This is a genomic window from Mucilaginibacter sp. SG538B (genome assembly GCF_013376065.1).
GTDB lineage: Bacteria > Bacteroidota > Bacteroidia > Sphingobacteriales > Sphingobacteriaceae > Mucilaginibacter > Mucilaginibacter rubeus.
In genome coordinates, this window is record NZ_JABMJI010000003.1 from 133,697 (window position 1) to 159,123 (window position 25,427).

A 25,427-nucleotide genomic window follows, 5' to 3' on the forward strand; every position below is an offset into this window, starting at 1 on the left:
TTATGGCAAATGGATTGTGTACGATGCCGGCGTACCGAAATATTACATTGATGCTTTCAATAAAGACGCAGATTCAAATAAAATTATATTTGAAATGCTCTTGAACAATAAAACAGAAACTATTGAAAGTATCATTAACAAGATCAATCAAAATCACGGATTAAAACTATCCCTGGATAACAGGCCTTTTATAAAAGTACGAGTAAAATCAGAGCCGGCAAATTTAAGTTTGCCTCCGTTGCCTGATCACTTGGTTAAACACATTTAATAATGCAGCTTTTAGACGGAAAATACGTTTCAGAAAAACTTAAGGTTGAAATAGCTGAAGAAGCAGCTAAAATATTAGAAAAAACTGGCCGCAAACCACATTTGGTGGCAGTGCTGGTTGGCCACGATGGCGGTAGCGAAACTTACGTAGCCAGCAAAATGAAAAATTGCGAAAAAGTTGGCTTCAAATCATCGCTGGTACGTTATGAAGATGACGTTACCGAAGATGAATTATTGAAAAAGGTTGAAGAGCTCAATGCTGATGTTGATATAGATGGCATTATTGTACAGCTTCCTTTACCAAAACATATCGATCCTGAAAAAGTAACCGAGCGTATAGATCATCGTAAAGATGTTGATGGCTTTCACCCGGTTAATCTGGGCCGTATGCAGCGTAATTTACCATCGTTTATACCGGCAACTCCTTATGGCATTACCTTAATGCTTAAAGAATACGGCATTGAAACTGCCGGTAAACATTGCGTGGTTGTTGGCCGCAGTAATATCGTTGGCTCGCCAATGAGTATCCTCATGGCACGCAACACTACGCCGGGCAACTGTACGGTAACCATTTGCCACAGCCGTACACCCGATATCAAAAAATTCACCCTCGATGCAGACATACTGATCGTAGCTATCGGTAAAAAGAATTTCATTACGGCCGATATGGTTAAAGATGGTGTAGTAGTTGTTGATGTGGGTATGAACCGCGAAACCTCAACTACAACAAAATCGGGCTTTAAACTTTACGGCGATGTTGATTTTGAAAACGTAGCACCAAAATCATCATGGATTACCCCTGTACCGGGCGGCGTAGGCTTGATGACCATTGTCGGTTTGCTTAAAAACACATTGGCTTCGGCTAATAAAGAGGTTTATAAATAGTGAGTAGTTTATTGGGTTGATTAAGTGAATGGTTCCTTTTTTCCATTCACTTAATCAACCCCTCACTTAAATCCTCTCAACTTATCCCAAATAGAGGCTACGCCAACGTACACTCCATCCTCCCTTACTTCCACAGGATAAGTTTCAATAAAATCATTTTGCCCTTCGCCACCTTTTCCTGTTTCAAGATTATAAGTATAGCGATGATATGGACAAACTATCAGCTTCCTCACGCACAGGCCTTCGCTTAAATCAGCTCCGGCATGAGGACATTTAGCCGATACTGCATAAAGCTTACTTTCAAAATTTACGAGGCAAATATTCTTGCTGCCTGCCTTAGTCTTTTTAATAAATGGGTTACTGATATCCGAACTTAGTTCAATTCTATGCCACTTCATTTGACCAACTTATGAAATATATTCGAGCGAAGCTTGGAGATACTCGCTTCCTTGTAATAAACCAAAAACCTCATATGCGATACGCGATAATAATATTTTCACTGCCGTAGCATCCTTAAAATCATTCATATCAAAAAAATAAACGATCCACTCTGACTCGCCCACTTTTTCAAATCCCATCTTTTTTAAGATAAAAAGCTCCCGTTCGTTGTCTTCGTCATCATAATTCTCTTTATCATATCCATACATTTCCATTATCTCTTGCGAACTCATGAAAATATTTAGCATGTTTCCAGCACTCAATTCAAAATACATATATAGATCGCTTGGCTTATTTAGACAGAGCTTGAATTTCTTAAACTTCCCTTCGTATAAATTAAATAAAGCATCGTCAAGTACTTGAGTATCATTAAAATAATACCTTTTCGACTCACTTATTTTTATCTCACCTTCCTTTTCAGTTATTCTACGTCCGAAGCTGAACCTTACACGGTCATCCTCAGGAAATTTGTTAAACATGTCCCTCAATCTTTCAAGTTCTTGCTTTTTAAAATATAATGGATCCTTTAAATAATGCAAATGAGATAATTGCCTGTCAATTCGCCACAACTCCTCCTGTTGATAGTGAGCATACAGATAATCTTTTTCTAAAAGATAATTATTTATTGAAGATGTAAGAGCAAGTTTTTCACCTTCAAAATATTCGATAACTTGGTCAAGGTCAGATTTCATGAGTACAAGTTATGCACTGCAAATTTCAAAATCTAACATTACGCTAACATTTCTGAATCTTATTGAGCCAACCGATTTTAAAAATCAATTTTCAGATTCATCACATTTGGATTTTTAATTACCTCGTCCATGCTGGTAACAAGCGTAACTTCCCTCCTGTCGGCCGAGAGCATTGCCTTTGAATTATTGATCTTCTTTACAGGATGAGCAAATCTCAGGATCACCTTATAGGGCATGTCGATCAGCATCGCCTTTGCCATCATAAAAGTAGCCTGGGTTTTCTTTAAAAAAGCGTTAAACTTAGCTTTATCAATGATGCGGTAAAATTTATGAGGAGTTATATCATACGAGTAGTAGTCCTGCCCTCCTACCATTTGCCGCGCATCGAATGGCTTATTCGTTTTATCGGTGGTGGTGATAGCGCTTATCTGGGTATTAAGTGCAATTTTTGATACATTTTGCAAATAATATTGCAGGTCTGCTGCATTTTTGGCGGTATGATTAAGTGTTACTTTCATAACACTCTTTTTAAGGTTCATATTCACCGTTAGCTCACTGCTTTTGGCCATTTCAACTTCTTCAGTTTTTAGTTTCTGCTGCGCACTGTCGGGTATAGCACTATAAAAGTTAAGCGTAGTGTCCTTAACCAAACTAAATTGAGGCGTTTCCTTAACCGAATCAGACATCAAATTAACCAATACCGATACTGCCCTACTCATATCAAAGGCGTAGGCAACTTTACAGGTTCCGTCGCTTTTAAAATCGTAATGCTCTTCAATATCTACACATGAACTAAAACAAAGCACTGCCATTAAAAATAAAGGAAGGTAAAGCTTTTTCATCTCCGGATATAAATTAAGCGTTAACGATACAGTTATTGCATTTTACGAAAAGGGATTTAATTGGTTATCTTAAAATTAAAGTAATTATAACAATTATAAATGAAAATAAAAAAAGGCAAAAGGATAAAGGTGAAAGGCAAAAGGTATTTTAGCGTGTACTTTTATTTTTTTTATAATGTACTTTGATGATAAAGCCAAGACCTTTCACCTTTGGCCTTTTACCTTTCGCCTTATTAAGGTACTTCCATATTAGTGTAACCTTTTGGCTTTCACCTTTTAGCTTTCGCCTATATTTCAGTACCTTTGCACCCTCAAATAACTATGGCACACCAAATACCAGACGACGGCACGCTGCTTCCTTTAATGGAAGAGTTTTATACGATACAGGGGGAAGGGTACAATACGGGCAAAGCCGCATATTTTATTCGCCTTGGCGGCTGTGATGTAGGTTGCCATTGGTGTGATGTTAAAGAAAGTTGGGATGCCGAGTTGCATCCCCTTACCGCGGCTGATACAATTGTGAGCAACGCCGCCCTTCATCCTGCAAAAGCTGTTGTGGTTACCGGCGGCGAGCCGCTTATTTACAACCTTGATTATTTGACCCACAACCTGCACGAAAAGGGAATAAAAACATTTATTGAAACTTCAGGTGCGTATCCGCTTTCAGGCGATTGGGACTGGATTTGCCTTTCACCCAAAAAATTCAAAGCGCCTACGCCAAACGTGGCCGAATGTGCCCACGAGTTAAAAGTGATCGTTTTCAATAAATCCGATTTTGAATGGGCCGAATATCACGCCAAAATGGTATCGCCCGACTGTAAGCTTTACCTGCAGCCCGAATGGTCAAAATCCAAAGAAATGACCCCGCTGATTGTGGATTATGTAAAAGAAAACCCGCAGTGGGAAATTTCACTACAAACACATAAGTATCTGAATATTCCATAATCTTTGTAACTTACGGTATTAATTATCCTAAGTTACAAATGAAAATTGCAGTATTATTGGTGCTTGCATTGTGTTTACCTGCTTTGCTTGGCGCCCAGCAGCAAACCCGGTATTCGTCATCCAATAAAGAAGCTGTAAAATATTTTGCTACCGCTTATCAAAACCTTGATGAACATCTTTATGATGAGGCGATTCAAAACTCGCTTAAAGCTATTAGCGAAGATTCAAAGTTTATAGAAGCGCGGTTATTACTCGCCGACCTGTACCGAATGAAGCGCATGTACAAGCCAGCTGTTGAGCAATACGCTAAAGTAATTTCACTTAGTCCGGAATTTAACAGGGGGGTGTACCTCAAAGCCGCTGAAATGGAAATCCACGATGCAAGCTACGCACAGGCTCAGCAACATCTCGAAAAATACCTTACTTACCCTGATATCAGCCCTCAAAACAATACCTACGCAAAAAAACTGCTTGCCGATGCCAAATTCAGCATCCAGGCGATGACACATCCTGTGCCATTTAAACCTATAAATATCGGCCCTGAAATAAACACTGCCAATGACGAGTACCTCCCGGTTGCTACAGCCGACGAAGGCACGTTGATATTTACCCGAAAGATCAATAACAACGAAGATTTTTATAAAAGCGAAATGATAAATGGCAAGTGGAATACTGCCACTTATTTAAGCAACCAAATTAATACTGAAAAATATAACGAAGGTGCGCAATCCATATCGCAGGATGGTAAATACCTGTTTTTCACGGGATGCAATCGCCCCGACGGTTTAGGCCGTTGTGATATTTATATCGCTCAAAAACGGGGAAATGACTGGGGGAAACCTGTTGACCTGAACCCACCGGTAAATACGTCGGGCTGGGAATCTCAACCCTCGATAAATGCCGATGGCCGCACGCTTTATTTTGTAAGCAACCGTAAAGGCGGTTATGGCGGATATGACATTTGGAAAAGCACGCTGGGTGAAAAAGGCTGGGGCGAACCTGAAAACCTGGGCCCCAATATTAATACCCCCTACAATGAATTATCACCGTTTATTCACCCTGATGACAGTACACTTTATTTTAGCAGCGATGGCTGGCCGGGTTTAGGCAGCAAGGACCTGTTTGTTAGCCGCATGGATAAAGACGGTAAATGGCAAAAACCCGAAAACCTTGGATATCCTATCAATACCAGTGGTGATGAGGGCGGCTTATCATTAACTGCCGCCGGAGATTATGCTTTCTTTTCATCGGATAATTTAAAGGGTTTGGGCGGTTATGATATTTATAAGTTCGAGCTGCCTGTAAAGTTGCGGCCCCATTTAGTAACGTATGTTAAAGGTTTTGTTAAAGACGTAAAGACGAAAGCCCCCCTTGAAGCTGCTATTGAGATTATTGACCTGGAAAGTAATTTTCCGGTTTACCAGGATTACAGTGACGATGAACAGGGGGACTTTTTAGCCACACTAACGTCGGGCAAAAACTATGCGCTTAATATTTCAAAAAGCGGATATCTGTTTTATTCCGAAAACTTTTCGCTTAAAAATTATAAGATTAAAAGCCCGTTTAACATTGTGGCACTGTTATCACCCATTGAAATTGGCAATAAGGTAATCCTTAAAAATATTTTCTTCGATACCAATAAGTTTGACCTTGAAAAGGAATCAAAAGCCGAACTTGCCAAGCTCATTGAATTTTTAGGGGTAAACTCAACTACCCGTATTGAGATCTCAGGTCATACAGATAATACAGGTAATCACCAGGGTAACCAAACCTTATCTGAAAACAGGGCAAAGTCTGTTTATCAATATCTCGTGTCGAAAGGAATTGCCCCTACCCGCCTTGTTTACAAAGGATACGGTGAAACGCAACCGATAGCATCCAATACAACAGAGGAAGACAGGGCAAAGAACAGGCGTACGGAATTTATGATCATAACTAAATAAAATTAAAGCCAACAGCAGTAATCAGGGGAAAAGCAAAAAGCCTTTAGAATTGAATCTAAAGGCTTTCTTTATCAGAACTTTTCAGCAACTAATTCCCCAACTCCGACATGAATTTGATACGCATTAACTGCACCTCTTCACGGGTGTAATCATCACTGCCCAGTTCAGCTAAGGCTTCATCAATAGAGTCGGCTTCTGCAGTGCGGAAATAATCAAATACTTCTTCCTGCTTATCTTCGTCAATCACCTCATCAATATAGTAGTTCAGATTGAGCTTGGTTCCTGAGTTAACGATAGTTTCAACTTCTTTCAGGATCTCCTCATAAGTAAGACCTTTTGAAGCAGCAATATCATCAAGGTTTAAATGCCTGTCGATATTTTGGATAATGAACACTTTAAGCGCCGATTTATTGGCAGCACTCTTGATCACCATATCAATTGGCCGGTCAATATCGTTATCCTCTACATATTTCTGGATCAAATCCGTAAAAGGTTTACCAAATTTTAGCGCCTTGCCTGCACCAACACCCGAAATTTGCTTAAGCTCTTCGGTGTTGATCGGATAATGGGTGCACATCTCTTCTAACGAAGGATCCTGGAATATTACAAACGGTGGCAATCCTTTTTGTTTGGCCAGCTTTTTACGAAGCTCTTTAAGCATTTGCAGCAACTGGGTATCAAGTGCACCGCCGCTTTGTTTTGGTCCGTCGTCATCGTTGTCATCGTCAGCAGCCTCCATTACCTTATTCAAAACAAAACGGATACTGTGCGGATTCTCAATAAAGCCAATGCCACTTTTGGTGAGCCTTAAAAGCCCGTATTGATCAATGTCTTTTGAAATGTAATTGTTGAGTAACGCCTGCCTTAAAAGCGAGTTCCAAAGATTTTTACCTTGTTCTTTGCCCGAGCCGTAATAGTCAAGCTGATCGTGCTCATAATTTTTGATCTGAGCATTTTCCTCACCCATTAATATGCTGAGAATATGGTGGTCGTCAAACTTTTCGCCAATATGCTTAATCAAACTTAATGCCCTGTGCAGGTGCTCCTCCCCATCAAAATGTTCTTTATGGGTACAGCAATTATCGCACATGTTATTACAGCCTGCTTCATTAAAGTTTTCGCCAAAATAATGCAATAATTGTTTACGGCGACAAACCGACGACTCGCAATAATCGATAACTTCCTTAAGTATCTGAGTACCTATTTCACGTTCTGAAACAGGCTTGTCTTTCATAAATTTCTGAAGCTTATCAATGTCCTTCTCCGAATAAAAAGCCACGCAAACACCTTCTCCTCCGTCACGCCCGGCCCTTCCTGTTTCCTGGTAGTAACCTTCCATACTTTTAGGCACATCATGGTGTATAACGTAGCGAACATCGGGTTTATCAATACCCATACCGAATGCGATCGTAGCAACAATAACATCAACATCTTCCATCAGGAATTTGTCCTGCGTTTCTGCACGCACTTTAGGATCAAGCCCTGCATGATAGGGCAATGCCCTTACCCCGTTAAGGTTCAACGCCTCGGCTACTTCCTCAACCTTTTTGCGGCTAAGGCAATACACAATTCCCGATTTGCCCTGGTTTTGTTTTACAAATTTTACAATCTCTTTGATAACATTACGCTTGGCCCTAACTTCGTAAAACAGGTTACCCCGGTTAAATGACGATTTAAACACGGTTGCGTTATTCATTTGCAGGTTTTTTTGAATATCCTGCTGAACTTTTGGGGTAGCTGTAGCTGTTAGAGCAATTATGGGGATATTTTCGCCTATGTTACTGATCACCTGGCGTATTTTACGGTATTCGGGCCTGAAATCATGCCCCCACTCCGAAATGCAATGCGCTTCATCTACCGCCACGAATGAAACGTGGTTAAGGCGTAAGAAATCAATATTTTCCTGCTTGGTTAACGATTCGGGTGCCACGTATAATAACTTGGTTTTCCCCGCAAGTACATCTTCCTTAACCTTGCCTATCTCTGATTTTGTAAGTGATGAATTTAAAAAATGGGCTATACTATCTGATCCTCCAAACGCCCTGAGCTGATCTACCTGATTTTTCATCAGGGCTATCAATGGTGAAATTACGATTGCCGTGCCATCGCTCATCAAAGCTGGTAACTGATAACACATCGATTTGCCGCCACCGGTAGGCATAATAACGAATGTATCATTACCGGCCAGGATGTTGGTTATTATCGCTTCCTGTTCTCCCTTAAAATTATCAAACCCGAAAAAATTCTGGAGATTGTCAAATAGCGATTTCTTTGTTTCTATCATTATTTTAACAAATTCTTAAATTGTATTTAAAAGTTTAAAGTAACAAAATTTTCTAAATAAACGATGGATTTACTTTTAAATTTTGTGCAAAAATGATGATTAGATGAAAAACAATTTCATTCCTTGTTCATTTAAAGAACCAGACAAATTTGTGGTTATGCCCACCGTTAAATTATTTAGCTACACTTAATGGATAATTAACAAATTATTACACATTTTTACGGTCGATATACCAAATTAAAATTCTTTACTTGCTCATGAATAAAAACTATTATGCGATAATTATGGCTGGAGGGATTGGAAGCCGCTTTTGGCCGATAAGCCGTACATCGCACCCCAAACAGTTTATAGATATACTTGGTACCGGTAAAACCTTAATACAAAACACCTACGAACGCTTCCTGAAAGTTTGCCCCAAAGAAAATATTTACGTTGTTACTAACGAAAACTACACCAAACTTGTAAAACAACAATTGCCCGATATGGAGGATCAGCAGATCCTTACCGAACCGGTAATGCGTAATACAGCACCTTGTGTTGCCTATGGCTGTTTTAAAATTGAAAGCCTTAACCCCGATGCCGCTATTGTTGTAGCCCCTTCCGATCAGCAGATCCTGGATGAAGATGCTTTTGTTGCCGCTATCGAAAAATCATTGCAGACCGCTGCTTCAAATGATTACCTGATAACCCTGGGTATTAAACCATCAAGGCCCGATACCGGTTACGGATATATCCAATACACTGATAACGTTATCAATGATGAGTTTCATAAGGTAAAAACCTTTACCGAAAAACCAACTCTTGAAATAGCTAAAACCTTTATTCAAAGCGGCGACTTTTTATGGAATGCCGGCATCTTTGTTTGGTCGGCCAAAACTATTGTTAAGGCCTTTAATCAGTATCTGCCCGAAATGCATGAGATCTTTGCTGATGCAAAACCGGTTTATAACTCGGACGATGAAAAGTCTTATATACACAAGGCTTACCAGCAATGCGTTAATATCTCGATAGATTATGGCATTATGGAAAAAGCAGATAATGTGTATGTATTACCTTCGGATTTTGGGTGGAGCGATCTGGGTACCTGGGCATCAATATATGACCTTGCCGAAAAGGATTATGTAGGCAATGCCGTTATCCCCGCCGAAAAAGTGATCATGTATGATTCTTCAAACTGCATGGTAAACGTGCCGGGCGAAAAACTGGTAATATTGCAGGGCCTGCATGATTATATCGTGGTAGAATCAAACAACTCCCTGCTCATTTGCCCCCGCGACCAGGAACAAAACATCAAGCAGGTTGTGGCTGATGTAAAAAGTAAATTTGGAGCGAAGTATATTTAGCCCCCTCCGCCCCCTAAAGGGGGTACCTACTTACAATCACTCTTTAGCTGTAATGCTAAACAAGAAAAGCTTTGCCACGGCAAAGCTTTTCTTGTTTAAATACTTTTAAGTTTAATACGACAGATAAAAACCAGCCGTAAGTAAGCACCCCCTTTAGGGGGCGGGGGGGGTTCTCTGCCTCACTGCCTCATACAAAATCACCCCGGTTGATACCGATACATTCAACGATTCAATTTCGCCGAACATAGGAATCTTGGCCAGGTGGTCGGAGATCCGGATGATCTCGTTACGGATTCCGTCTTCTTCCGATCCCATAACGATGGCCGTAGGCACGGTATAATCCGGAGTGTAAATATTGTCCTGTGTTTTTTCGGTGCAACAAACCAGTTGCAAGCCCGATTCCTGGAGGAAGCGTACAGTTTGCATAAAATTATCATGCCGGCAAACAGGGATTTTGTATAATGCGCCGGCCGATGTTTTAATGGCATCAGGATTTATCTGCGCCGAACCTCTGGCTGGGATCACGATGGCATGCACACCGGCACATTCGGCAGTACGGGCAATGGCACCCATGTTCCTTACATCAGTAATGCTGTCTAAAACTAAAATTAATGGAGTTTCCCCCCTCTCAAATATTTCCGGAATAATGTTCTCTATCTTTTGATAAACAATAGGCGAAATCACAGCTATAACTCCCTGGTGATTTTTCTGGGTAATGCGGTTTAGTTTTTCAACCGGGACCTGCTGTGCAGTTATCTGATATTCGTTCATCAGTTCTTTAAGCTCCTGTATCAGGCCGCCGCCTATGCCTCGCTGTATAAATAACGCCTCAATCTCTTTACCCGAACGGATCGCTTCTACTACCGCCCTGATACCAAAAACCATTTGATTGCTTTCGCGTTGAGGCCTTGAATTAAATGCCATTTTATAATTTAAATTTTGGCAAAAGTAGCTATATTAATTGATTAAGCCGTTATTGAACTGATAACCCTTTTGGGTTTACCGAGGTTTGAGTGCAGATGCTATCAACACTTCAAAACTTTATTAACATTGGCTCAATTAGCTGAAAATCAACCAGCCCAAATTTCGTTAAAAAGTTATCAACATTGAGGTGTTTATTAAAAACCTTAAAATTATCACCCTGTGTATGATTATTTTAAAATGCCGATACACTATGTTAGGTGTTTCCTTTGCCTGTCGAAGCATTTTTTGTATATTTTTGTACCCTTATGAGTTTTGAGAATAACAACCAGTATAACAAGCCGAATACTTTTGAACGCCGCAGCCGGATCCCAAATCCTACGCCATTCATTGCAGGCGGAAAATTGCAGCCACAGGCTACGGATTTGGAGGAAGCCGTTTTAGGTGCCCTTATGCTGGAGAAAGACGCCCTTTCATCTGTTATAGATGTTTTAAAACCCGAAGTTTTTTATCAAACCAATCATCAAAAGATTTTTTCTGCAATAAAAATCTTGTTTGAAAAAACACAGCCTGTAGATATCCTTACCGTGACTGCCGAATTGCGCAGGCTGGGTGAGCTTGAAATGGTTGGCGGTGCCTACTATATCACTGAACTTACAAGCCGCGTTGCATCGGCCGCCAATATCGAATTCCATTCGCGCATTATCATTCAAAAATTTATCCAGCGCGAACTGATCCGCATTTCTACAGAGGTGATCAACAATGCATATGAGGATACCGCCGATGTATTCGACCTGCTGGATATGGCCGAAAAAAATCTATTTGAAATAGCTCAGAGCAATTTACGCCGAGATGCCCGTAATATGGACGATCTTGTTCATGAGGCCCTGCGCGATATTGAAGCCCTGAAGGATAAAAAGGATGGCTTAACAGGTGTTGCCTCTGGCTTTACCAACCTTGACCGGATGACGTCAGGTTGGCAAAAATCAGATCTGGTGATCATTGCGGCACGTCCGGCGATGGGAAAAACAGCTTTTGTATTAAGCTGTGCCCGTAATGCAGCCGTTGATTTTGACAAGCCAGTTGTGGTATTTTCGCTGGAGATGTCGTCTGTACAGTTAGTTAACCGTTTGATAGCCGGCGAAGCAGAAATTGAGCAGGAAAAAATCCGTAAAGGCACGCTTGAAGAATGGGAATGGCAGCAGGTACACTCTAAAATTGGCAGGCTTGAAAAAGCAACGTTCATCATTGATGATACACCTGCCCTAAACATCTTTGAGTTCAGGGCAAAATGTCGTCGTTTAAAATCGCAATATGATATCCAGCTTATCATTATCGACTACCTGCAGCTGATGCATGGCAAAGCTGAAGGCAAAGGTGGCGGGGGTAACCGTGAGCAAGAGATCAGCAGTATTTCACGTGCTTTAAAGTCGGTTGCCAAGGAGCTCAACGTACCGGTTATCGCACTTTCGCAGTTAAGCCGTGCGGTTGAAAGCCGGCCGGGCAACTCAAAAAGGCCAATGCTTTCAGACTTACGTGAATCGGGCGCTATTGAGCAGGACGCCGACATGGTATTGTTCCTTTATCGTCCCGAATATTACGGCCTGACCGAAGACGAGGACGGTAACCCTACCCAGGGTGTAGGCGAGGTAATCATAGCCAAGCACCGTAATGGTGAAACAGGTACTGTTCGACTTAAATTTGTGGGCAAATATGTTAAGTTCGCAAATCTTGAAGAAGGTATGGATGGCTTCCCTCCTCCGGCAGGTAACGCTTTCGCAGGCCTTGCCCCTTCACAGGATTTTGAAAAGCAGAGTAACTTCATTATACGTCCTTCAAGAATGGACGACATAGATGATGAGCCTCCGTTTTAGCCTCTCGGCTCCCCTAAAAGAGGAGTGTCAAAAGATATACAAACAAGAAAAGCTTTGCAATTGCAAAGCTTTTCTTGTTTGTAATAGTGAAAACAAACCCGCATATATATCATTTCAAAAGTTAGAGGTCGAGTTTATCCACTTAGGTTATAAAGTCACAAAACTGGCACAAGCTCCATCAAAGTTTGGAGGAGTAATCTACCCGGTACTCGCTGTCAAGTAAACTACCATTCTGTTGGCACCTGTTCATCTTTCAATTACTCTTTTTGCTTTGTTAGCTGATTGTTATAAACCCTGGTGTCCTGACAGTCTTTTAAACTTATCAACTGATCAATATTTTTAATACTACCAGTTGTGGTTATTTTATTCCCTGTAACTTTAATTCCGGATGTACTTGAAGCTTCAAAAAACTGATCGTCCTTTAAAGTTATTTTATTACAGATTACCTGGATTCCGGAATGAACCCGAGCTGTTGATTTCACTCTGTTTTCCGGTGACAAGGCTATAACCGGCCCTCCACATTTATAAAACGTATTGTTTTTAATACTAACATCTTTTACCGCTCCTGATTCATACCAGCTTGACGCATCGTCATTGATCATGATTGCGCTGTTGTGGGTCCGGTTAATGATATTGTTTTCAATTATTACTTTCCTGGGAGTGGTAACCAGGATACCCCTTGTCGGGATCTTTTCAATGGTATTGTGATGGATCCATACCTGTGGCGTGGCTGTAATGTTCTCCACCACATCGCCTGTTTGCATATCATTATGCATCGGGTTGCTAAAATTTAGCAAAAATTCCCTGTTATTCAGCTTCTCAACTTTCGACACCTTATTATTTTGATAGGTAAGCAGGTTCGCCGGGTGAACAAGACCAATACTGTCATTAACCGCAAAAGCATCAAATCCGTAAGTTTGATCATGCATGAACCTTACTTTGACCTGAGTTGCGGAAAGTTTTTCTGTTATTTTAAGAAAAGTGCCATGCACATTAATTGCATCGTCATTTGCTGCCGACAGGTATGAGCCTCCAATTTCAATTTTGCCACTACAACCCGAAAAATGCAGAATATCTGCCCAGGCAGCACACGTGCGACCATCTTTAGCCTTTACTACAACATGATTGAAACTTAGATTCTTGCTAAACTGGCTTACTATTCCCATGCCATGCATAAAGTAAATACGGATGTTGTTTAAATTGATATTGCTGCTTTTTTGTATGAAAAAACCGGCACAATCACGGGTGACATCACGATTTTGATAGGTTAAGCCTTTTTTAAAGCCCGGATTGTTCTTGAAAAATATTCTCAGGCTATGCTCTCCTGTGGCTTCATAGCGGAGCCCCACCTGAGGGATTTCCATTCTCGATAATTCATTGGTGGCATGGTCATGCACCTGCCAGTATGATCCGGGCTGATAACTCCAGCCTTCCCCAAGCCATGTTAATGTACTATCTTTAATACTGAATTTGTATTCGGTATTAACCGCGGCATCGGCATATTTTGATGTCGTTGTTACCACGCTGAACTCGGAAACCGTTGGACGCTGGTAATCAAAACTCAAATCGTTCAATTTAATATGATGACTGTTATTGATATACGTTTCGATCATTTTTCCGCGAAGGTTTACTGTTGCGCCGGCACCGTCAATATTGACAAACCTGCTACTATCAAGCATTAATGCAATTGCTTTTAATCCGTAAGGAACATCGTTGGTATTGGAAATCTGCAATTGGGCTTTGTAAGCGCCGTCCGGAAAAAAATCATACCACCCGGGGGCAAACCAGATCTTTACCGGCCTGTCTTTCGTTCCGTGGGCCATAATTGACAACGTTTCGAAAAACCCTCCCGGCGATAGTATTTCGACAACATCGCCCGGCGACAAAATAAGCCGGTTGATACCTTTAAATGTTTTCCATGGCTTTAAACTGGTTAACCCGGTGTTGCCATCATTGCCCTTAACAGGATCGATATAATAGGTTCGATTGCCCGGAGAAACACACCTTCCGGATGGAGCTAAATATTCAACAAGTTTATTTTGAGCTTTTAATACGTTGCATATCAGAAACGGACTTAAAAGTAACAGGCATTTTATTGTAAAATATCTCATGGTAAATATCAGGTTACTAATATATGGCGTAGATGGTATAACATTTACGCTTAACATCTATAATTTTGGCCATCCACAACCAGCATTGAAAAATTACCTTGTCTTTACTTCATAACTTATGGTTAAAACAGCGATCCCTCTTTTATATAATATCCCATACATTTAACATAAGCGAAAATCATTCATTAAAATATAGGTTAAATATTTACCCCTGCACCAAAAGGCACTGACAGTCAAACGTGATGTCCATCGGTGATTATATTATTTTTATCATTATCATTGTTCTTCAAAACCATTAGCAACAACGGTATCAATTTCAGATTGACACCAGCCGGAACACTGATGAAAATAACTATATGAACGTTTTATCAAGAAAGATACTGCTTGCTTTTTTAGCCTTTACCATAATTTTAGTTATCGCTGCCCTTTTTGTAAGAGACAAGATCACAGAAAGATTAGCCCATACGGCACAGATCTCGCACCTTATGGACCTTAATAATTCCAGGCCCCAGCAGGCGCTGCTTTTACTTCACCAGGCCGAGGATTTATTTCAATCCTCACTCGTAGATGCTGACGCTGCTAAGGCTCAGGCTTATCAGGCCAAACTTTCACTGGCTTTTGCTGAAATTGATACCCTGTTAAACATGCAGCATGACACTACCAAACTAAATGCCGAACAGCGTTCTCAACTTCATACATGGCACAACCAAAAGGTAAAACTATCTGCCGATCTTCTTTCTGCCCGGCACGACTTTGATTCCCTGCTCACAACCTATTCAGATTACAGCACAGCGACCGTTCAAAATAAACTTGCCGTTAAAAGTAGCCGTACGGTACAAAACAGCAGCGACACCTTAACCCAACCCGGCCAGGTAAAACGAAAAGGTTTTTTTGCAAGAATTAAAGAAGCCATAAAGAACAAAAACGCCTATGCAACCAATTCGGGAGGTGTTGTTATCAACCACCGGACCCGAATTTATGTCGACTCGGTTACGCAAAAACTCCGCAATAAAGATCAATCCAACTATCTCAATAAAATCAGGCAATTACAACAAAGCAACCACAAATTACAGGAAGCGCAAAGACAGCTCATTGCCCTCAATATGCGCATTACCCATAAAATGGAGCAGTTAATTAGCACCATTAAGGATATAAATTACAGCATGACCGATGCCTTTAAGGGCTTAGCCTTTAATAGTTACCTGGAAACAACACGTTTGCTAAACAGGCTTTACCTTGTTGCACTTTTGTTGCTTCTGGCTTTTGCAGTGTTGTTGATTGTGTTTGTTATTAAGCTGGGGCGATCTGAAGAGCTTTTGCTGAAGGAGAACGAACGAGCCGTAATGATAGCACGACAAAAAATGGACCTGCTGCTGCATATGAGCCATGAAATCCGTAATCCGCTCACATCAATAAATGGTTTTCTATACATTTTCAGCCGAACGGTACTCACTCCAAAACAATCAGAAATGTTGGGAACAGTGCGGGCATCATCCGATTTGCTACTGCAAACGCTCAACGATACCCTTGATGCCGCAAAAATGGAAAGCAGCGAACTCAAGATCCATCATGACCCATTCTGCCCGGATAAAACGTTAAAAGAAGTAATTGAAAGCATGGCATTTAGTGCTGATAAAAAACAATTGGAATTAAATTATCATTTTGAAGGCGATCCGGAAGCTGAAGTTTTGGGCGATAGTTTCAGGTTAAAGCAGATTATCGTAAACCTTGTTAGCAATGCTATCAAATATACCGATACAGGAAACGTAAAGATCAAAGCAGCGCTAAAATTATCCGACAGCAAAGGCGGACTAACAGTTGATATTAGCGATACAGGAGCCGGTATAAGCCAGGAACAACAGATTAACCTGTTTTCAAAATATTACCAAACCAATTCGGCAAAAGGAAATACCGGTACAGGTCTTGGTTTATACATTTGCAAACAATTGATTGAATTGCAAAAAGGTAATATCACCGTAAAAAGCGATGCGGGCAAAGGAAGTACTTTTAGTTTTGAAATCCCTTACGAAAAGTATAAAATAGATTAACTGCCGGCGTTTTACTTAAAATTGACGTATATACCCAGAATCTTAAAAACTCTTTATTCTCCAGCTAATTATAAGTTACACCAGTACGTCCATTTTAACGTTAACTGTCTGTTTTTTACTGTATACGGTGATGGCGTGGTATTATCGCCGTAAACAATAAACAGGTCGGACGCAGGCTTATAGCGCCATTGCAGGCGGGTATTAATGTTGATATTATCCACCTGCTCATTATATTGTATATAGGTGGTAAAATACAAGCTATTGGTGAAGGTAACATCAATTTTTGGCCCTACCAGCCAGAACGTATTATGGCCAAATGGCTGCGGCAACCTTAAATCATTGAAGGAGGTATTGATAGCAATATTTACATAAGGTTGAAAACGATAGCCTATTAAACTTGTAACGCTATTGCGTACGCCCTTATCATAATACCCACCGTGCGATGCTTCCAGCAAATAGGTAAACACATTTTGCGGCTTCGATACAAACTGCACATCAATAGTGTTCCAGTTATGCTCAGAGCCGGTAGGTAATAAACCTTTACCGATATTAGTTGGATCATAAGGCCTCAGAAGGCGCACATAATCATTTATACCGGACACCGACAGTGTTGCCCGGTTACGGAATGTGATCAAATATGACAGGATACTTTCATTATCAGTACGGTGAAACGACTCATCGAAGAAATAATTAGAGGTAAGCTGGATGCCATGGCTTAGGATATTACCTTGCTTAGGAAAAAAATTACGGAGTAACAGCGGGCTTAACTTCACATAACCAACACGGGGAACATAGCCCACTTCGGCATTGTAATTTTTACCGACGTACTCTTCCTGCATATAAAGCGTCCAGTATTTGCTCAGGTATTGGAAATGATCGGATACCACGTAATCATGTCCGCTTACGCCTGGCGTAAATGATTTAAGGGCCAGTACTTTGCCTGTCCAGATATTACTGCGCGAGGCAAGGTTAAACTCTGCGCCTATATTACGGTTATAGGCAGTTGATCCGGTATTGGTGCCGGGAATATTGGCAGTAGCGTCCTTATTTACAAATAGGAAAGCGATGTTTGAGCGATCAAGGATCCGTCTTTGCAGAGTAATGATGCCATAGTTTTCAGGAGCCTGCTGGGCGCTGCCCGAGCCGCCTGTTTGAATATCCATAGCGCCAATACGCCAGTCCTTATCTAATTTACCGGTCAATCTTGCTCCAAAATCAATCGGTACGTTGAGGCCTATCCGCCTTGAAAAAAAAGGGCGAATATCAGAATAACCAAAGTTGGCAAACAGGTCACCATTTTCTAAAAAAAACTGTCGTTTTTCAGGGAAGAAAAGTTCGTATCTGTTGAGGTTGATCACCTGTTGATCAACATCAACCTGCGAAAAATCGGGATTGACTGTTAAATCAAGGTTAAGGGCTGGTGTAACGGAGATCTTGGCGTCCCCTCCTATTTCATGTTTATATTCGGTTTTGATATTATGCTGATAATCTTTAGATAAACCCGTAAGCGCGTATGGGATTATAGATACGTTGCTGCTGGCTGTTGGGGGCGCTTCATCCCAAACAAGTGTGCCGGTATAAGCCAATGAAGCTGTAGGGAATTGCCGTGGGATGGGTGTCCAGCTTGATTTTTCGGCAGTCTTGAGATCATTACGGCTAAAGTTGATCCCCCATTCCTTTATACCTTTTTTATAACGGATACTCTTAAATGGAATAGATGCTTCCCAAACCCATTTATCAGGATAATTTTTTACTGCCGAATACCAGCGGTTATCCCAGCTCAGGTCAACCTTGCCGCCTTCATACATGCTGCCGTCCCACTGCCCTCCCGCCGCGTTGGCACCAAAACTAAAGCCATCGGTGCGGGCATCAAATGGGTCCATGAAAATCAGGAAGTTATCATTTTTTACAAAACTGAAATCACGTTTTAACGATTCAACCATGTAAGGCCCCGGTACCGAATTATAATTGATAGCTATGATGTACAGGTTTTTATCATCGTAGGTCATCCGCACCTCGGTTTTAACAGTAGCCTTGCTGGTATCCATCGGCAGCACCATGAAAAAATCTCCCGCCGAATCAGCTTGCATCCAGGCCTGCTCATTCATCACTCCGTCTATATTAATAGCCGAAGCAGCCCTGCGGATATGGTACTTATACCCCGCGTTCTTTTTTTGAGCCGATGCATAAAAGGAGGTTATACAGCATAAGATGATGAGCAAGAATGTTTTTGCCGAAAGGCGGCAATAGCGTTTTAAGGGCATTAAGATAAGGGTATATAAACTTATTGGTTCACGAATTTTAAAACTACATTTTTTTAGTAAAAGTAAATGCCTTGTATCATATAATTTACCGCTCGGTTTCTCCATGCAATTAGCTATACACCTACTAATCAGTAAAATATGCTCAACTCAGGTAAATTAAGTTTATTCTTATAATGAAACAGCCCGCTTAACCAATCGGTTAAGCGGGCTGTTGGTTACCCGTTATCATAGGTTTGAAACCCTGCGGGCTTTGAAAGGCAATGACAAAGCCAGAGAAGAAAGACTTACGAAGTTTGAAAAGTTCTTAAGTCTGGCTTCTACAACGTGCCATGGGTAAATTTTTATTTTGACAATGTTAATTAATACTCTCCAGCATCTTAATGTACAACTCAATGCCCTCCCTGATCTCATCTACATAAACAAACTCATCGGCAGTATGTGAACGTGCGGAATCGCCGGGGCCAACTTTTATGGAAGGGATATCCAGCAATGATTGATCTGATGTTGTTGGTGAGCCATAGGTGGTACGGCCAAGCGCTATACCAGCCTGAACTATGGGATGTTCTTTAGGGATAGATGATGGTTTTAACCTGATAGAACGCGGTTTCACATCGCTGGCAACATGCTCACGGATAATCTCCAGCACTTCCTCATTACGGTAAGCATCAGTTACACGCACGTCAACGGTATACACGCAGCTGGCAGGCACAACGTTGTGTTGTGAGCCGGCATTAATAATAGTCACCGACATTTTTATCGGCCCAAAAACTTCTGATTCTTTCGGAAATTTAAAAGTACGGAACCATTCAATATCTGTTAACGCTTTGTAGATAGCGTTCTCCCCTTCTTCGCGGGCGGCATGGCCGGCACGCCCATGAGCGGTACAATCCAACACCATTAAACCCCGTTCGGCAATTGCCAACTGCATCAGGGTTGGCTCACCTACTATACCAAAAGATAGTTGCCCCAAATCGGGAATAATCAGTTCCAGACCATTTACGCCTGAAATTTCTTCTTCAGCGGTAGTCGCCAGGCAGAAATTATATTTCAGGTTTCCCTTATCATGAAAATAAAGAAATACCGCTATAAGTGAAACAAGACAGCCTCCGGCATCATTACTACCAAGGCCATATAATTTACCATCTTCAATTTTGGCATCGTAAGGATCGCGTGTATAGCCCGAATTGGGTTTAACGGTATCATGATGTGAGTTAAGGAGGATAGTTTCTTTAGCCGGGTCGAAATGTTTATTCCAGGCCCAGATATTGTTAAGCTTACGATGAGTGGTTACCCCATGCGACTGCAGGAATTCGTTGATCAGATCGGCGGTGCGGTCTTCCTCTTTACTAAACGATGGAATGGATATTAGTTGTTGCAGTAATGTTACCGCCAGTTGAAATAAATTGCTTGTGTCAGTCATAAATTTAAGGGTTATCCCTTGTAATGAACGGGCAAAATTAACACTTTTTATTTATGTGGATGAAATACATTTCCTGAACATTAAGTCACTTTAATAGATTTACAAGTAACTTAATATTCACCTAACGCAAACATTACATATCATTTGTAATCTGCACATTTTCAAATCTGCTCATCTTCCATTTTTGAATGTTTGCGGGTATCATTCATGGTGATATATAAAACCAATGACAGCGCGATACAAACAGTTACATACCAATAAAACCATTGCGCATGATGTTCATTTTTGAACCACAGGGCAATATATTCGGCAGTGCCGCCAAAGAGGGATACGGCTATTGCATAAGGGAAACCTACGCCCAGGGCGCGCACATTGGCCGGAAAAAGTTCGGCCTTAACAACAGCATTGATCGAGGTATAGCCGCTTACAATGACCAGCGCGCAAAGGATCAGCGCGAATGCAACCCATACATCTTTAGTATGGCTTAGCAATGTCATGATAGGAATTGTACAAAGCGTACCTAATATGCCGAAACCAATTAGTAATGGTTTCCGGCCAACTTTATCCGACAGTAAACCAAATAAAGGTTGTATCACCATAAATACAGCTAATGTTAAGGTTGAGATGAGCGTAGCGGCGCTCTTACTGAAGCCGGACGTATTAACCAAAAACTTTTGCATATAGGTGGTAAAGGTGTAAAACGCCAGTGTACCGCCAATGGTTAATCCAATTACCGTAAAAACAGCTTTAGGGTGCTTTGCTAAAGCTTTTATAGTGCCATTCAGGGCATCAGTTTTTTTACTTTCTTTATCAAACGATGCCGATTCCTGTAAGCTTCGCCTTAAATACATAGTGGTGACAGCCAGTATTGCCCCGATTCCAAACGGAATGCGCCAACCCCAGTCATGCAATTGTTTTTCAGATAAAAACGCTCTTTGCAGCAAGACCAAAACACCCAATGCCAGTAATTGCCCCATAATGAGCGTTACATATTGAAAGCTTGAGTAAAAACCACGGTGCTTTTTTGTAGCCATTTCACTCAGGTAAGTGGCGCTGGTTCCATACTCCCCTCCTACGCTCAGGCCCTGGATAATGCGGGCCAACACCAGCAGTATAGGCGCAGCAACACCGATGGTTTTGTAGCCAGGTGTTATAGCAATGATCAATGAACCAACGCTCATAAGCAATACAGAAAATGTAAGCGCAGTTTTACGGCCGCGCTTATCCGCAAAGGTCCCCATTACCCAACCGCCTATAGGGCGCATTAAAAAGCCGATGGCAAAAATACCGGCTGTGTTTAAAAGCTGTACGGTTTGATTATCTGAAGGAAAAAAAGCATCTGAAAAATAAAGGGAAAAGGCAGTGTAAGCATACCAGTCATACCATTCAACCAAATTTCCCAGCGATCCGCCTATGATGGACTTGATGCGTCCGCCCGTGGTTTGGGGTATTGGTGATTTTATTTCATTCATAGGTTTGGCAGATATTGTTGGTTTCCGTAATATTAGGAATTTTAAAATAGAGGCGCAATACCAATATAATAACCGGCATATTTGCTTTAATAAAAACTTATTCACACAATAACGCTATCAACCATTCAGCCAAACCACAACCATGCTTTTCACCGAAGATTTTTTGCATTACATCTGGAAATTCAGGCTTTTTGAGCGCGAAAACCTTCAAACTGTAGATGGAGAGGAACTGGAAATCTTTTCGGCAGGGCTGCACAATTCAGATTCAGGTCCCGATTTTCATAATGCGAGGATCCGTATTGGCGAAACTGTTTGGGCAGGTAATGTAGAAGTACATCTTTCCGCGTCCGACTGGCAAAAGCATGGCCATACTAATGATGGCGCTTATGATAATGTGATATTACATGTGGTTTATCGTAACGATATGCAGTTGTTTTTACCAAACGGGCGCAAAGTTCCAACACTTGAACTGCAAAACCGTATTAGTGAAGAGCTTTATAACAAATATCATAAGCTGGTTTTCGGTAACCAGAGTTTTATACCCTGCGAAAACGGCATCGCTACAGTGGATGCCCTCACCATGCAAAACTGGCTTACCCGCGTGCTGGTTGAGCGGATGGAAAAACGATCGGCAAATGTGGCAGCGGCTCTGGCACTTAATAAAGGCGATTGGGAGGAAACTTTTTACCAGTTTTTAGCGGCAAACTTTGGTTTTAAAGTAAACGCCCTACCGTTTGAGCTGATGGCTAAATCGCTGCCTCAGCTTATCCTTGCCAAAAACAAAAACAGCCCGATGCAAATTGAAGCCTTGATATTTGGGCAGGCAGGCTTTTTAGAGGGTGAATTTAAAGATGATTATCCCCTCAAACTTCAAAAGGAGTATGAATATCTGCGTAAAAAATACAACCTTAAACCTATAGAAAGCCACCTGTGGAAGTTTATGCGGCTAAGGCCCCAAAACTTTCCAACCATCAGGCTGGCGCAATTTGCCGCGCTTATCGTACAGTCAAACCACCTGTTATCTAAAATATTAGAAATTAAAGAGGTAAAAGCGCTGCGTAGTTTATTTACAGAGATCAAAGTAAACGATTACTGGGAGGACCATTACCGGTTTGATGTACAATCCAAGCCGTCATCGAAAAATATGGGCGATGGTTCTGTTGATATTTTGCTGCTCAATGCAGTGGCCTTGTTCCTGTTTAGTTACGGCAAGCAGCATCAGCAGCAATATTATATTAGCCGTAGTCTTAAATTGTTAGAAAATTTACCGGCCGAAAAAAACAATATTATTGCTGATTTTGTTAACTTAGGAGTGAAAATTGAAACTGCGTTTGAATCACAGGCATTGCTTGAGTTAAAAAATAATTACTGCAATTATAAGAAATGCCTGCAATGCGGCGTTGGTAATAAGATACTAAAACTGGCCTGACACCATGCTACAGCGGATACTTACTTTTTTTGAACGGTACTCTTTTGGTGTATGCACCTACCTTGGCGAACGCTTTAATATCTCGATCTCCAAGATCAGGCTTTTCTTTATCTACTCCTCATTCCTGGCGGTAGGCTTCCCGCTTATATTTTATTTTTTTGCAGGTGTTGTATTGGATATCCGGAACTTCATTAAACGCAAGCATACCGGGGTTACTGATCTTTAACCGCTGATCATTTCTGATTACGTTGATTTCGCTTATTTTTATTGGGATATTTCACCGATTATTCCCTGCTTTCACCGATTTTGATTAATGGAAGCACATCTTATCATTAAACCAATTTGCCCGTTTTTACGGCATCCTGTAAGTTACGCACTTTAAATTTGGGGGTGTAGCAGTATTGGGCCAGTTGTTTAACCCATGTTGTATTATAGCCAAACATCAGTTTAATAACTTTTACCCGGGTTGAACCTTTGGGATAGCCATATTTATACCAACTGAATTTAGATGGATCTATATTGAACTGTTCGGTAAAATCGGCAAGAAAAAGGTCTATCTCAATGTCAAAAATATCCAGATCAAGATCGATACTGGTATCGAGGTTCAGGCTGCGCGGATCAACCTTATGGATCTTATACCTGTTGCAATAATCAACTATAAATTCTTTTAAGGGTGGCAGTATCTCTTCCATTTAAACGAATGTTAATTTGACCATTTAAGTTATGAGACGTAACTTTTGAAATAAGGTTGCATACAAATTTACTTTATTTTTAAATCGTTTAAATTGAACCTTATAGTTAATAAATGTTAAATATTTATTGCTGCTCAATGGCGCCTTATACTGCTAAAATCAACCTGATATATTATTATTGTACCAGGTAAACCAAATATTTCAAATGAACCTAAAAGTAATTGCCTTTGATGCCGACGACACCCTTTGGGTAAATGAACCTTACTTTCAAGCCACCGAAGAAAGGTTTTGCAGCCTGCTCGAAAATTTTTCGCCACAGCACACCATTTCCAAGGAGCTTTTCAAGGTTGAGGTCGATAACCTCCCGCTTTACGGCTACGGGATAAAAGGCTATATCCTCAGCATGATAGAGGCTGCGTTAAGCATTTCTGAAAAAAATATCAGTGTTGATGTAGTGGAAACCATATTACAATATGGTAAGGACATGCTCAACCAACCGATAGAGTTACTGAACGAGGTAGAACATGTTTTATCCTCATTAAAAGACCATTACAGGCTGGTGGTAGCTACCAAAGGTGATCTGCTTGACCAGGAGCGGAAACTCAAAAAATCGGGGCTGGCACATTACTTTCACCACATTGAGATTATGAGTGATAAAAAGGAGGATGATTATATCAAGCTGATCAAACACCTTGACATCAATCCCGATGAATTTATGATGATCGGCAATTCCTTAAAATCAGATGTAATGCCCGTGATCAACATTGGAGGGCATGCTGTTCACGTACCCTATCATACAACATGGGCACACGAACATGTTGAAACCGTTTTAACTCACGAAAACTTTAAACATGTGCATAAGATCAGTGAAGTATTGGAATTTGTGTTGGAGTCCGGAAGCCCGAAAGTCAGCAAGTCCGGAAGTTAGCCTCAGAGAGATAATCATTAAAGTATTTTCCATCTTTCAGACTTGCCGACGTCATGACATTCCGACTCTAAATATCTTTCTCCATTACAATTAGCTCAATATGCTGTTTGGCGTCACCAAAACGGCCATGTGCATGAAAAGGCTGAATTTCGCCGGTTGGTTTGTAGCCGCGGCGCTCATACCAGCTTATCAGTTCGGAGCGGGTGCTGATTACTGTCATAGTTAAAGTATCGCAGTTATGCTTACGCGCGTAAACTTCAGCTTCTTCTATCAGTGCGCGGCCCACACCTTTATTCTGCAATAATGGCGATACACTAAACATGCCAACATACAACTTTGGAGTTCTGACTTCAAGATAAACAGTACCTGTAATATTGCCATCCTCATCAGTATGCTTTAAAATGATGATATTTTCATCATTCATATACCCCGTCAGAGTTTGTTCATCAATGCGGGCACCACCAATTAAGTCGGCCTCAGTTGTCCAACCCCGTTTGGAGCTTTCACCACGGTAAGCGCTGTTTACTAAAACATTAAGTTCGGGTACGTCGGTAAGGGTAGCTTGGGTTATTACAGGCATATGATTAATTTAAGGATGCCAAAGGTAATGGTTGTACGTTCTAAATAAA

The 25,427-nt window shown here is 41.0% G+C and carries 20 protein-coding genes; 9 read left to right on the forward strand and 11 right to left on the reverse strand.

Annotated features, from left to right (window positions below; all coding sequences use genetic code 11):
• The first annotated feature begins 270 nt into the window (after positions 1 to 270).
• Positions 271 to 1,152 (forward strand): bifunctional 5,10-methylenetetrahydrofolate dehydrogenase/5,10-methenyltetrahydrofolate cyclohydrolase, encoded by an 882-nt coding sequence (locus tag FHW88_RS16705; RefSeq protein ID WP_176627032.1) that lies wholly within the window; start codon positions 271 to 273, stop codon positions 1,150 to 1,152.
• A 62-nt stretch (positions 1,153 to 1,214) separates the two neighbouring features.
• Here FHW88_RS16705 and FHW88_RS16710 read toward each other — a convergent pair whose 3' ends face one another.
• The 3 genes from FHW88_RS16710 to FHW88_RS16720 form a co-directional block, all read right to left on the reverse strand.
• Positions 1,215 to 1,550 (reverse strand): Rieske (2Fe-2S) protein, encoded by a 336-nt coding sequence (locus tag FHW88_RS16710; RefSeq protein ID WP_176627034.1) that lies wholly within the window; start codon positions 1,548 to 1,550, stop codon positions 1,215 to 1,217.
• Between the two features lie 9 nt (positions 1,551 to 1,559).
• Entirely contained in the window at positions 1,560 to 2,282 is a 723-nt protein-coding gene (locus FHW88_RS16715; RefSeq protein ID WP_176627036.1) for a hypothetical protein, read from the reverse strand.
• Positions 2,283 to 2,359: 77 nt separating this feature from the next.
• Entirely contained in the window at positions 2,360 to 3,124 is a 765-nt protein-coding gene (locus FHW88_RS16720; RefSeq protein ID WP_090525990.1) for a hypothetical protein, read from the reverse strand.
• A gap of 321 nt (positions 3,125 to 3,445) precedes the next feature.
• Here FHW88_RS16720 and FHW88_RS16725 point away from each other — a divergent pair, with 321 nt between their 5' ends.
• Entirely contained in the window at positions 3,446 to 4,069 is a 624-nt protein-coding gene (locus tag FHW88_RS16725) for a 7-carboxy-7-deazaguanine synthase QueE (RefSeq protein ID WP_090525991.1), read from the forward strand.
• 38 nt (positions 4,070 to 4,107) lie between these two features.
• Positions 4,108 to 6,012, forward strand: a complete 1,905-nt coding sequence (locus tag FHW88_RS16730) for an OmpA family protein (protein WP_176627037.1) — start codon at positions 4,108 to 4,110, stop codon at positions 6,010 to 6,012.
• An 88-nt stretch (positions 6,013 to 6,100) separates the two neighbouring features.
• Here the strand turns inward: FHW88_RS16730 and recQ are convergent, their stop codons facing one another.
• The gene (recQ, locus tag FHW88_RS16735) at positions 6,101 to 8,293 is read right to left on the reverse strand and encodes a DNA helicase RecQ (protein WP_112659158.1); all 2,193 of its coding nucleotides are present in this window, start codon (positions 8,291 to 8,293) and stop codon (positions 6,101 to 6,103) included.
• 260 nt (positions 8,294 to 8,553) lie between these two features.
• On the opposite strand from recQ, the gene FHW88_RS16740 reads away from it, so the two are divergent.
• Positions 8,554 to 9,639: a mannose-1-phosphate guanylyltransferase gene (locus FHW88_RS16740; protein ID WP_090525993.1), complete on the forward strand. Its 1,086-nt coding sequence runs from the start codon at positions 8,554 to 8,556 to the stop codon at positions 9,637 to 9,639.
• A 153-nt stretch (positions 9,640 to 9,792) separates the two neighbouring features.
• On the opposite strand, the gene rlmB is transcribed toward FHW88_RS16740, so the two are convergent.
• A complete protein-coding gene (gene rlmB / locus FHW88_RS16745; protein WP_176627039.1) occupies positions 9,793 to 10,563 on the reverse strand; it encodes a 23S rRNA (guanosine(2251)-2'-O)-methyltransferase RlmB in 771 nt (256 codons plus the stop codon).
• A gap of 305 nt (positions 10,564 to 10,868) precedes the next feature.
• Here rlmB and dnaB point away from each other — a divergent pair, with 305 nt between their 5' ends.
• Positions 10,869 to 12,434, forward strand: a complete 1,566-nt coding sequence (dnaB, locus tag FHW88_RS16750; RefSeq protein WP_090525995.1) for a replicative DNA helicase — start codon at positions 10,869 to 10,871, stop codon at positions 12,432 to 12,434.
• A gap of 257 nt (positions 12,435 to 12,691) precedes the next feature.
• Here the strand turns inward: dnaB and FHW88_RS16755 are convergent, their stop codons facing one another.
• Entirely contained in the window at positions 12,692 to 14,545 is a 1,854-nt protein-coding gene (locus FHW88_RS16755) for a right-handed parallel beta-helix repeat-containing protein (protein WP_176627040.1), read from the reverse strand.
• Between the two features lie 356 nt (positions 14,546 to 14,901).
• Between FHW88_RS16755 and FHW88_RS16760 the strand changes: the two genes are divergently transcribed.
• Positions 14,902 to 16,593 (forward strand): sensor histidine kinase, encoded by a 1,692-nt coding sequence (locus tag FHW88_RS16760; RefSeq protein WP_176627042.1) that lies wholly within the window; start codon positions 14,902 to 14,904, stop codon positions 16,591 to 16,593.
• 68 nt (positions 16,594 to 16,661) lie between these two features.
• Here FHW88_RS16760 and FHW88_RS16765 read toward each other — a convergent pair whose 3' ends face one another.
• The 3 genes from FHW88_RS16765 to FHW88_RS16775 form a co-directional block, all read right to left on the reverse strand.
• Positions 16,662 to 18,857, reverse strand: a complete 2,196-nt coding sequence (locus FHW88_RS16765) for a carbohydrate binding family 9 domain-containing protein (protein WP_176627044.1) — start codon at positions 18,855 to 18,857, stop codon at positions 16,662 to 16,664.
• A 355-nt stretch (positions 18,858 to 19,212) separates the two neighbouring features.
• On the reverse strand, positions 19,213 to 20,277 hold the full coding sequence (locus tag FHW88_RS16770) for a M20 family metallo-hydrolase (RefSeq protein ID WP_176627046.1): 1,065 nt from the start codon (positions 20,275 to 20,277) through the stop codon (positions 19,213 to 19,215).
• Positions 20,278 to 20,438: 161 nt separating this feature from the next.
• On the reverse strand, positions 20,439 to 21,749 hold the full coding sequence (locus FHW88_RS16775; protein WP_176627048.1) for an MFS transporter: 1,311 nt from the start codon (positions 21,747 to 21,749) through the stop codon (positions 20,439 to 20,441).
• A gap of 142 nt (positions 21,750 to 21,891) precedes the next feature.
• On the opposite strand from FHW88_RS16775, the gene FHW88_RS16780 reads away from it, so the two are divergent.
• Together FHW88_RS16780 and FHW88_RS16785 are read left to right on the forward strand one after the other, a co-directional pair.
• Entirely contained in the window at positions 21,892 to 23,178 is a 1,287-nt protein-coding gene (locus FHW88_RS16780; protein WP_176627050.1) for a DUF2851 family protein, read from the forward strand.
• 4 nt (positions 23,179 to 23,182) lie between these two features.
• Positions 23,183 to 23,404, forward strand: coding sequence for a PspC domain-containing protein (locus FHW88_RS16785; RefSeq protein WP_090526003.1), 222 nt, complete (start codon positions 23,183 to 23,185; stop codon positions 23,402 to 23,404).
• 106 nt (positions 23,405 to 23,510) lie between these two features.
• Here the strand turns inward: FHW88_RS16785 and FHW88_RS16790 are convergent, their stop codons facing one another.
• Positions 23,511 to 23,870: a DUF1493 family protein gene (locus FHW88_RS16790; RefSeq protein ID WP_176627052.1), complete on the reverse strand. Its 360-nt coding sequence runs from the start codon at positions 23,868 to 23,870 to the stop codon at positions 23,511 to 23,513.
• 205 nt (positions 23,871 to 24,075) lie between these two features.
• Here FHW88_RS16790 and FHW88_RS16795 point away from each other — a divergent pair, with 205 nt between their 5' ends.
• On the forward strand, positions 24,076 to 24,798 hold the full coding sequence (locus FHW88_RS16795) for an HAD family hydrolase (RefSeq protein WP_176627054.1): 723 nt from the start codon (positions 24,076 to 24,078) through the stop codon (positions 24,796 to 24,798).
• A 67-nt stretch (positions 24,799 to 24,865) separates the two neighbouring features.
• On the opposite strand, the gene FHW88_RS16800 is transcribed toward FHW88_RS16795, so the two are convergent.
• Entirely contained in the window at positions 24,866 to 25,378 is a 513-nt protein-coding gene (locus FHW88_RS16800; RefSeq protein WP_176627056.1) for a GNAT family N-acetyltransferase, read from the reverse strand.
• Positions 25,379 to 25,427: the final 49 nt, after the last annotated feature.

Excerpts from the sequence above, each read along its gene's own strand:
- FHW88_RS16705 (WP_176627032.1), top strand. The coding sequence starts at position 271 with ATGCAGCTTTTAGACGGAAAATACGTTTCAGAAAAACTTAAGGTTGAA.
- FHW88_RS16710 (WP_176627034.1), bottom strand. The coding sequence starts at position 1,550 with ATGAAGTGGCATAGAATTGAACTAAGTTCGGATATCAGTAACCCATTT.
- FHW88_RS16715 (WP_176627036.1), bottom strand. The coding sequence starts at position 2,282 with ATGAAATCTGACCTTGACCAAGTTATCGAATATTTTGAAGGTGAAAAA.
- FHW88_RS16720 (WP_090525990.1), bottom strand. The coding sequence starts at position 3,124 with ATGAAAAAGCTTTACCTTCCTTTATTTTTAATGGCAGTGCTTTGTTTT.
- FHW88_RS16725 (WP_090525991.1), top strand. The coding sequence starts at position 3,446 with ATGGCACACCAAATACCAGACGACGGCACGCTGCTTCCTTTAATGGAA.
- FHW88_RS16730 (WP_176627037.1), top strand. The coding sequence starts at position 4,108 with ATGAAAATTGCAGTATTATTGGTGCTTGCATTGTGTTTACCTGCTTTG.
- FHW88_RS16740 (WP_090525993.1), top strand. The coding sequence starts at position 8,554 with ATGAATAAAAACTATTATGCGATAATTATGGCTGGAGGGATTGGAAGC.
- rlmB (WP_176627039.1), bottom strand. The coding sequence starts at position 10,563 with ATGGCATTTAATTCAAGGCCTCAACGCGAAAGCAATCAAATGGTTTTT.
- dnaB (WP_090525995.1), top strand. The coding sequence starts at position 10,869 with ATGAGTTTTGAGAATAACAACCAGTATAACAAGCCGAATACTTTTGAA.
- FHW88_RS16755 (WP_176627040.1), bottom strand. The coding sequence starts at position 14,545 with ATGAGATATTTTACAATAAAATGCCTGTTACTTTTAAGTCCGTTTCTG.
- FHW88_RS16760 (WP_176627042.1), top strand. The coding sequence starts at position 14,902 with ATGAACGTTTTATCAAGAAAGATACTGCTTGCTTTTTTAGCCTTTACC.
- FHW88_RS16765 (WP_176627044.1), bottom strand. The coding sequence starts at position 18,857 with ATGCCCTTAAAACGCTATTGCCGCCTTTCGGCAAAAACATTCTTGCTC.
- FHW88_RS16770 (WP_176627046.1), bottom strand. The coding sequence starts at position 20,277 with ATGACTGACACAAGCAATTTATTTCAACTGGCGGTAACATTACTGCAA.
- FHW88_RS16775 (WP_176627048.1), bottom strand. The coding sequence starts at position 21,749 with ATGAATGAAATAAAATCACCAATACCCCAAACCACGGGCGGACGCATC.
- FHW88_RS16780 (WP_176627050.1), top strand. The coding sequence starts at position 21,892 with ATGCTTTTCACCGAAGATTTTTTGCATTACATCTGGAAATTCAGGCTT.
- FHW88_RS16785 (WP_090526003.1), top strand. The coding sequence starts at position 23,183 with ATGCTACAGCGGATACTTACTTTTTTTGAACGGTACTCTTTTGGTGTA.
- FHW88_RS16790 (WP_176627052.1), bottom strand. The coding sequence starts at position 23,870 with ATGGAAGAGATACTGCCACCCTTAAAAGAATTTATAGTTGATTATTGC.
- FHW88_RS16795 (WP_176627054.1), top strand. The coding sequence starts at position 24,076 with ATGAACCTAAAAGTAATTGCCTTTGATGCCGACGACACCCTTTGGGTA.
- FHW88_RS16800 (WP_176627056.1), bottom strand. The coding sequence starts at position 25,378 with ATGCCTGTAATAACCCAAGCTACCCTTACCGACGTACCCGAACTTAAT.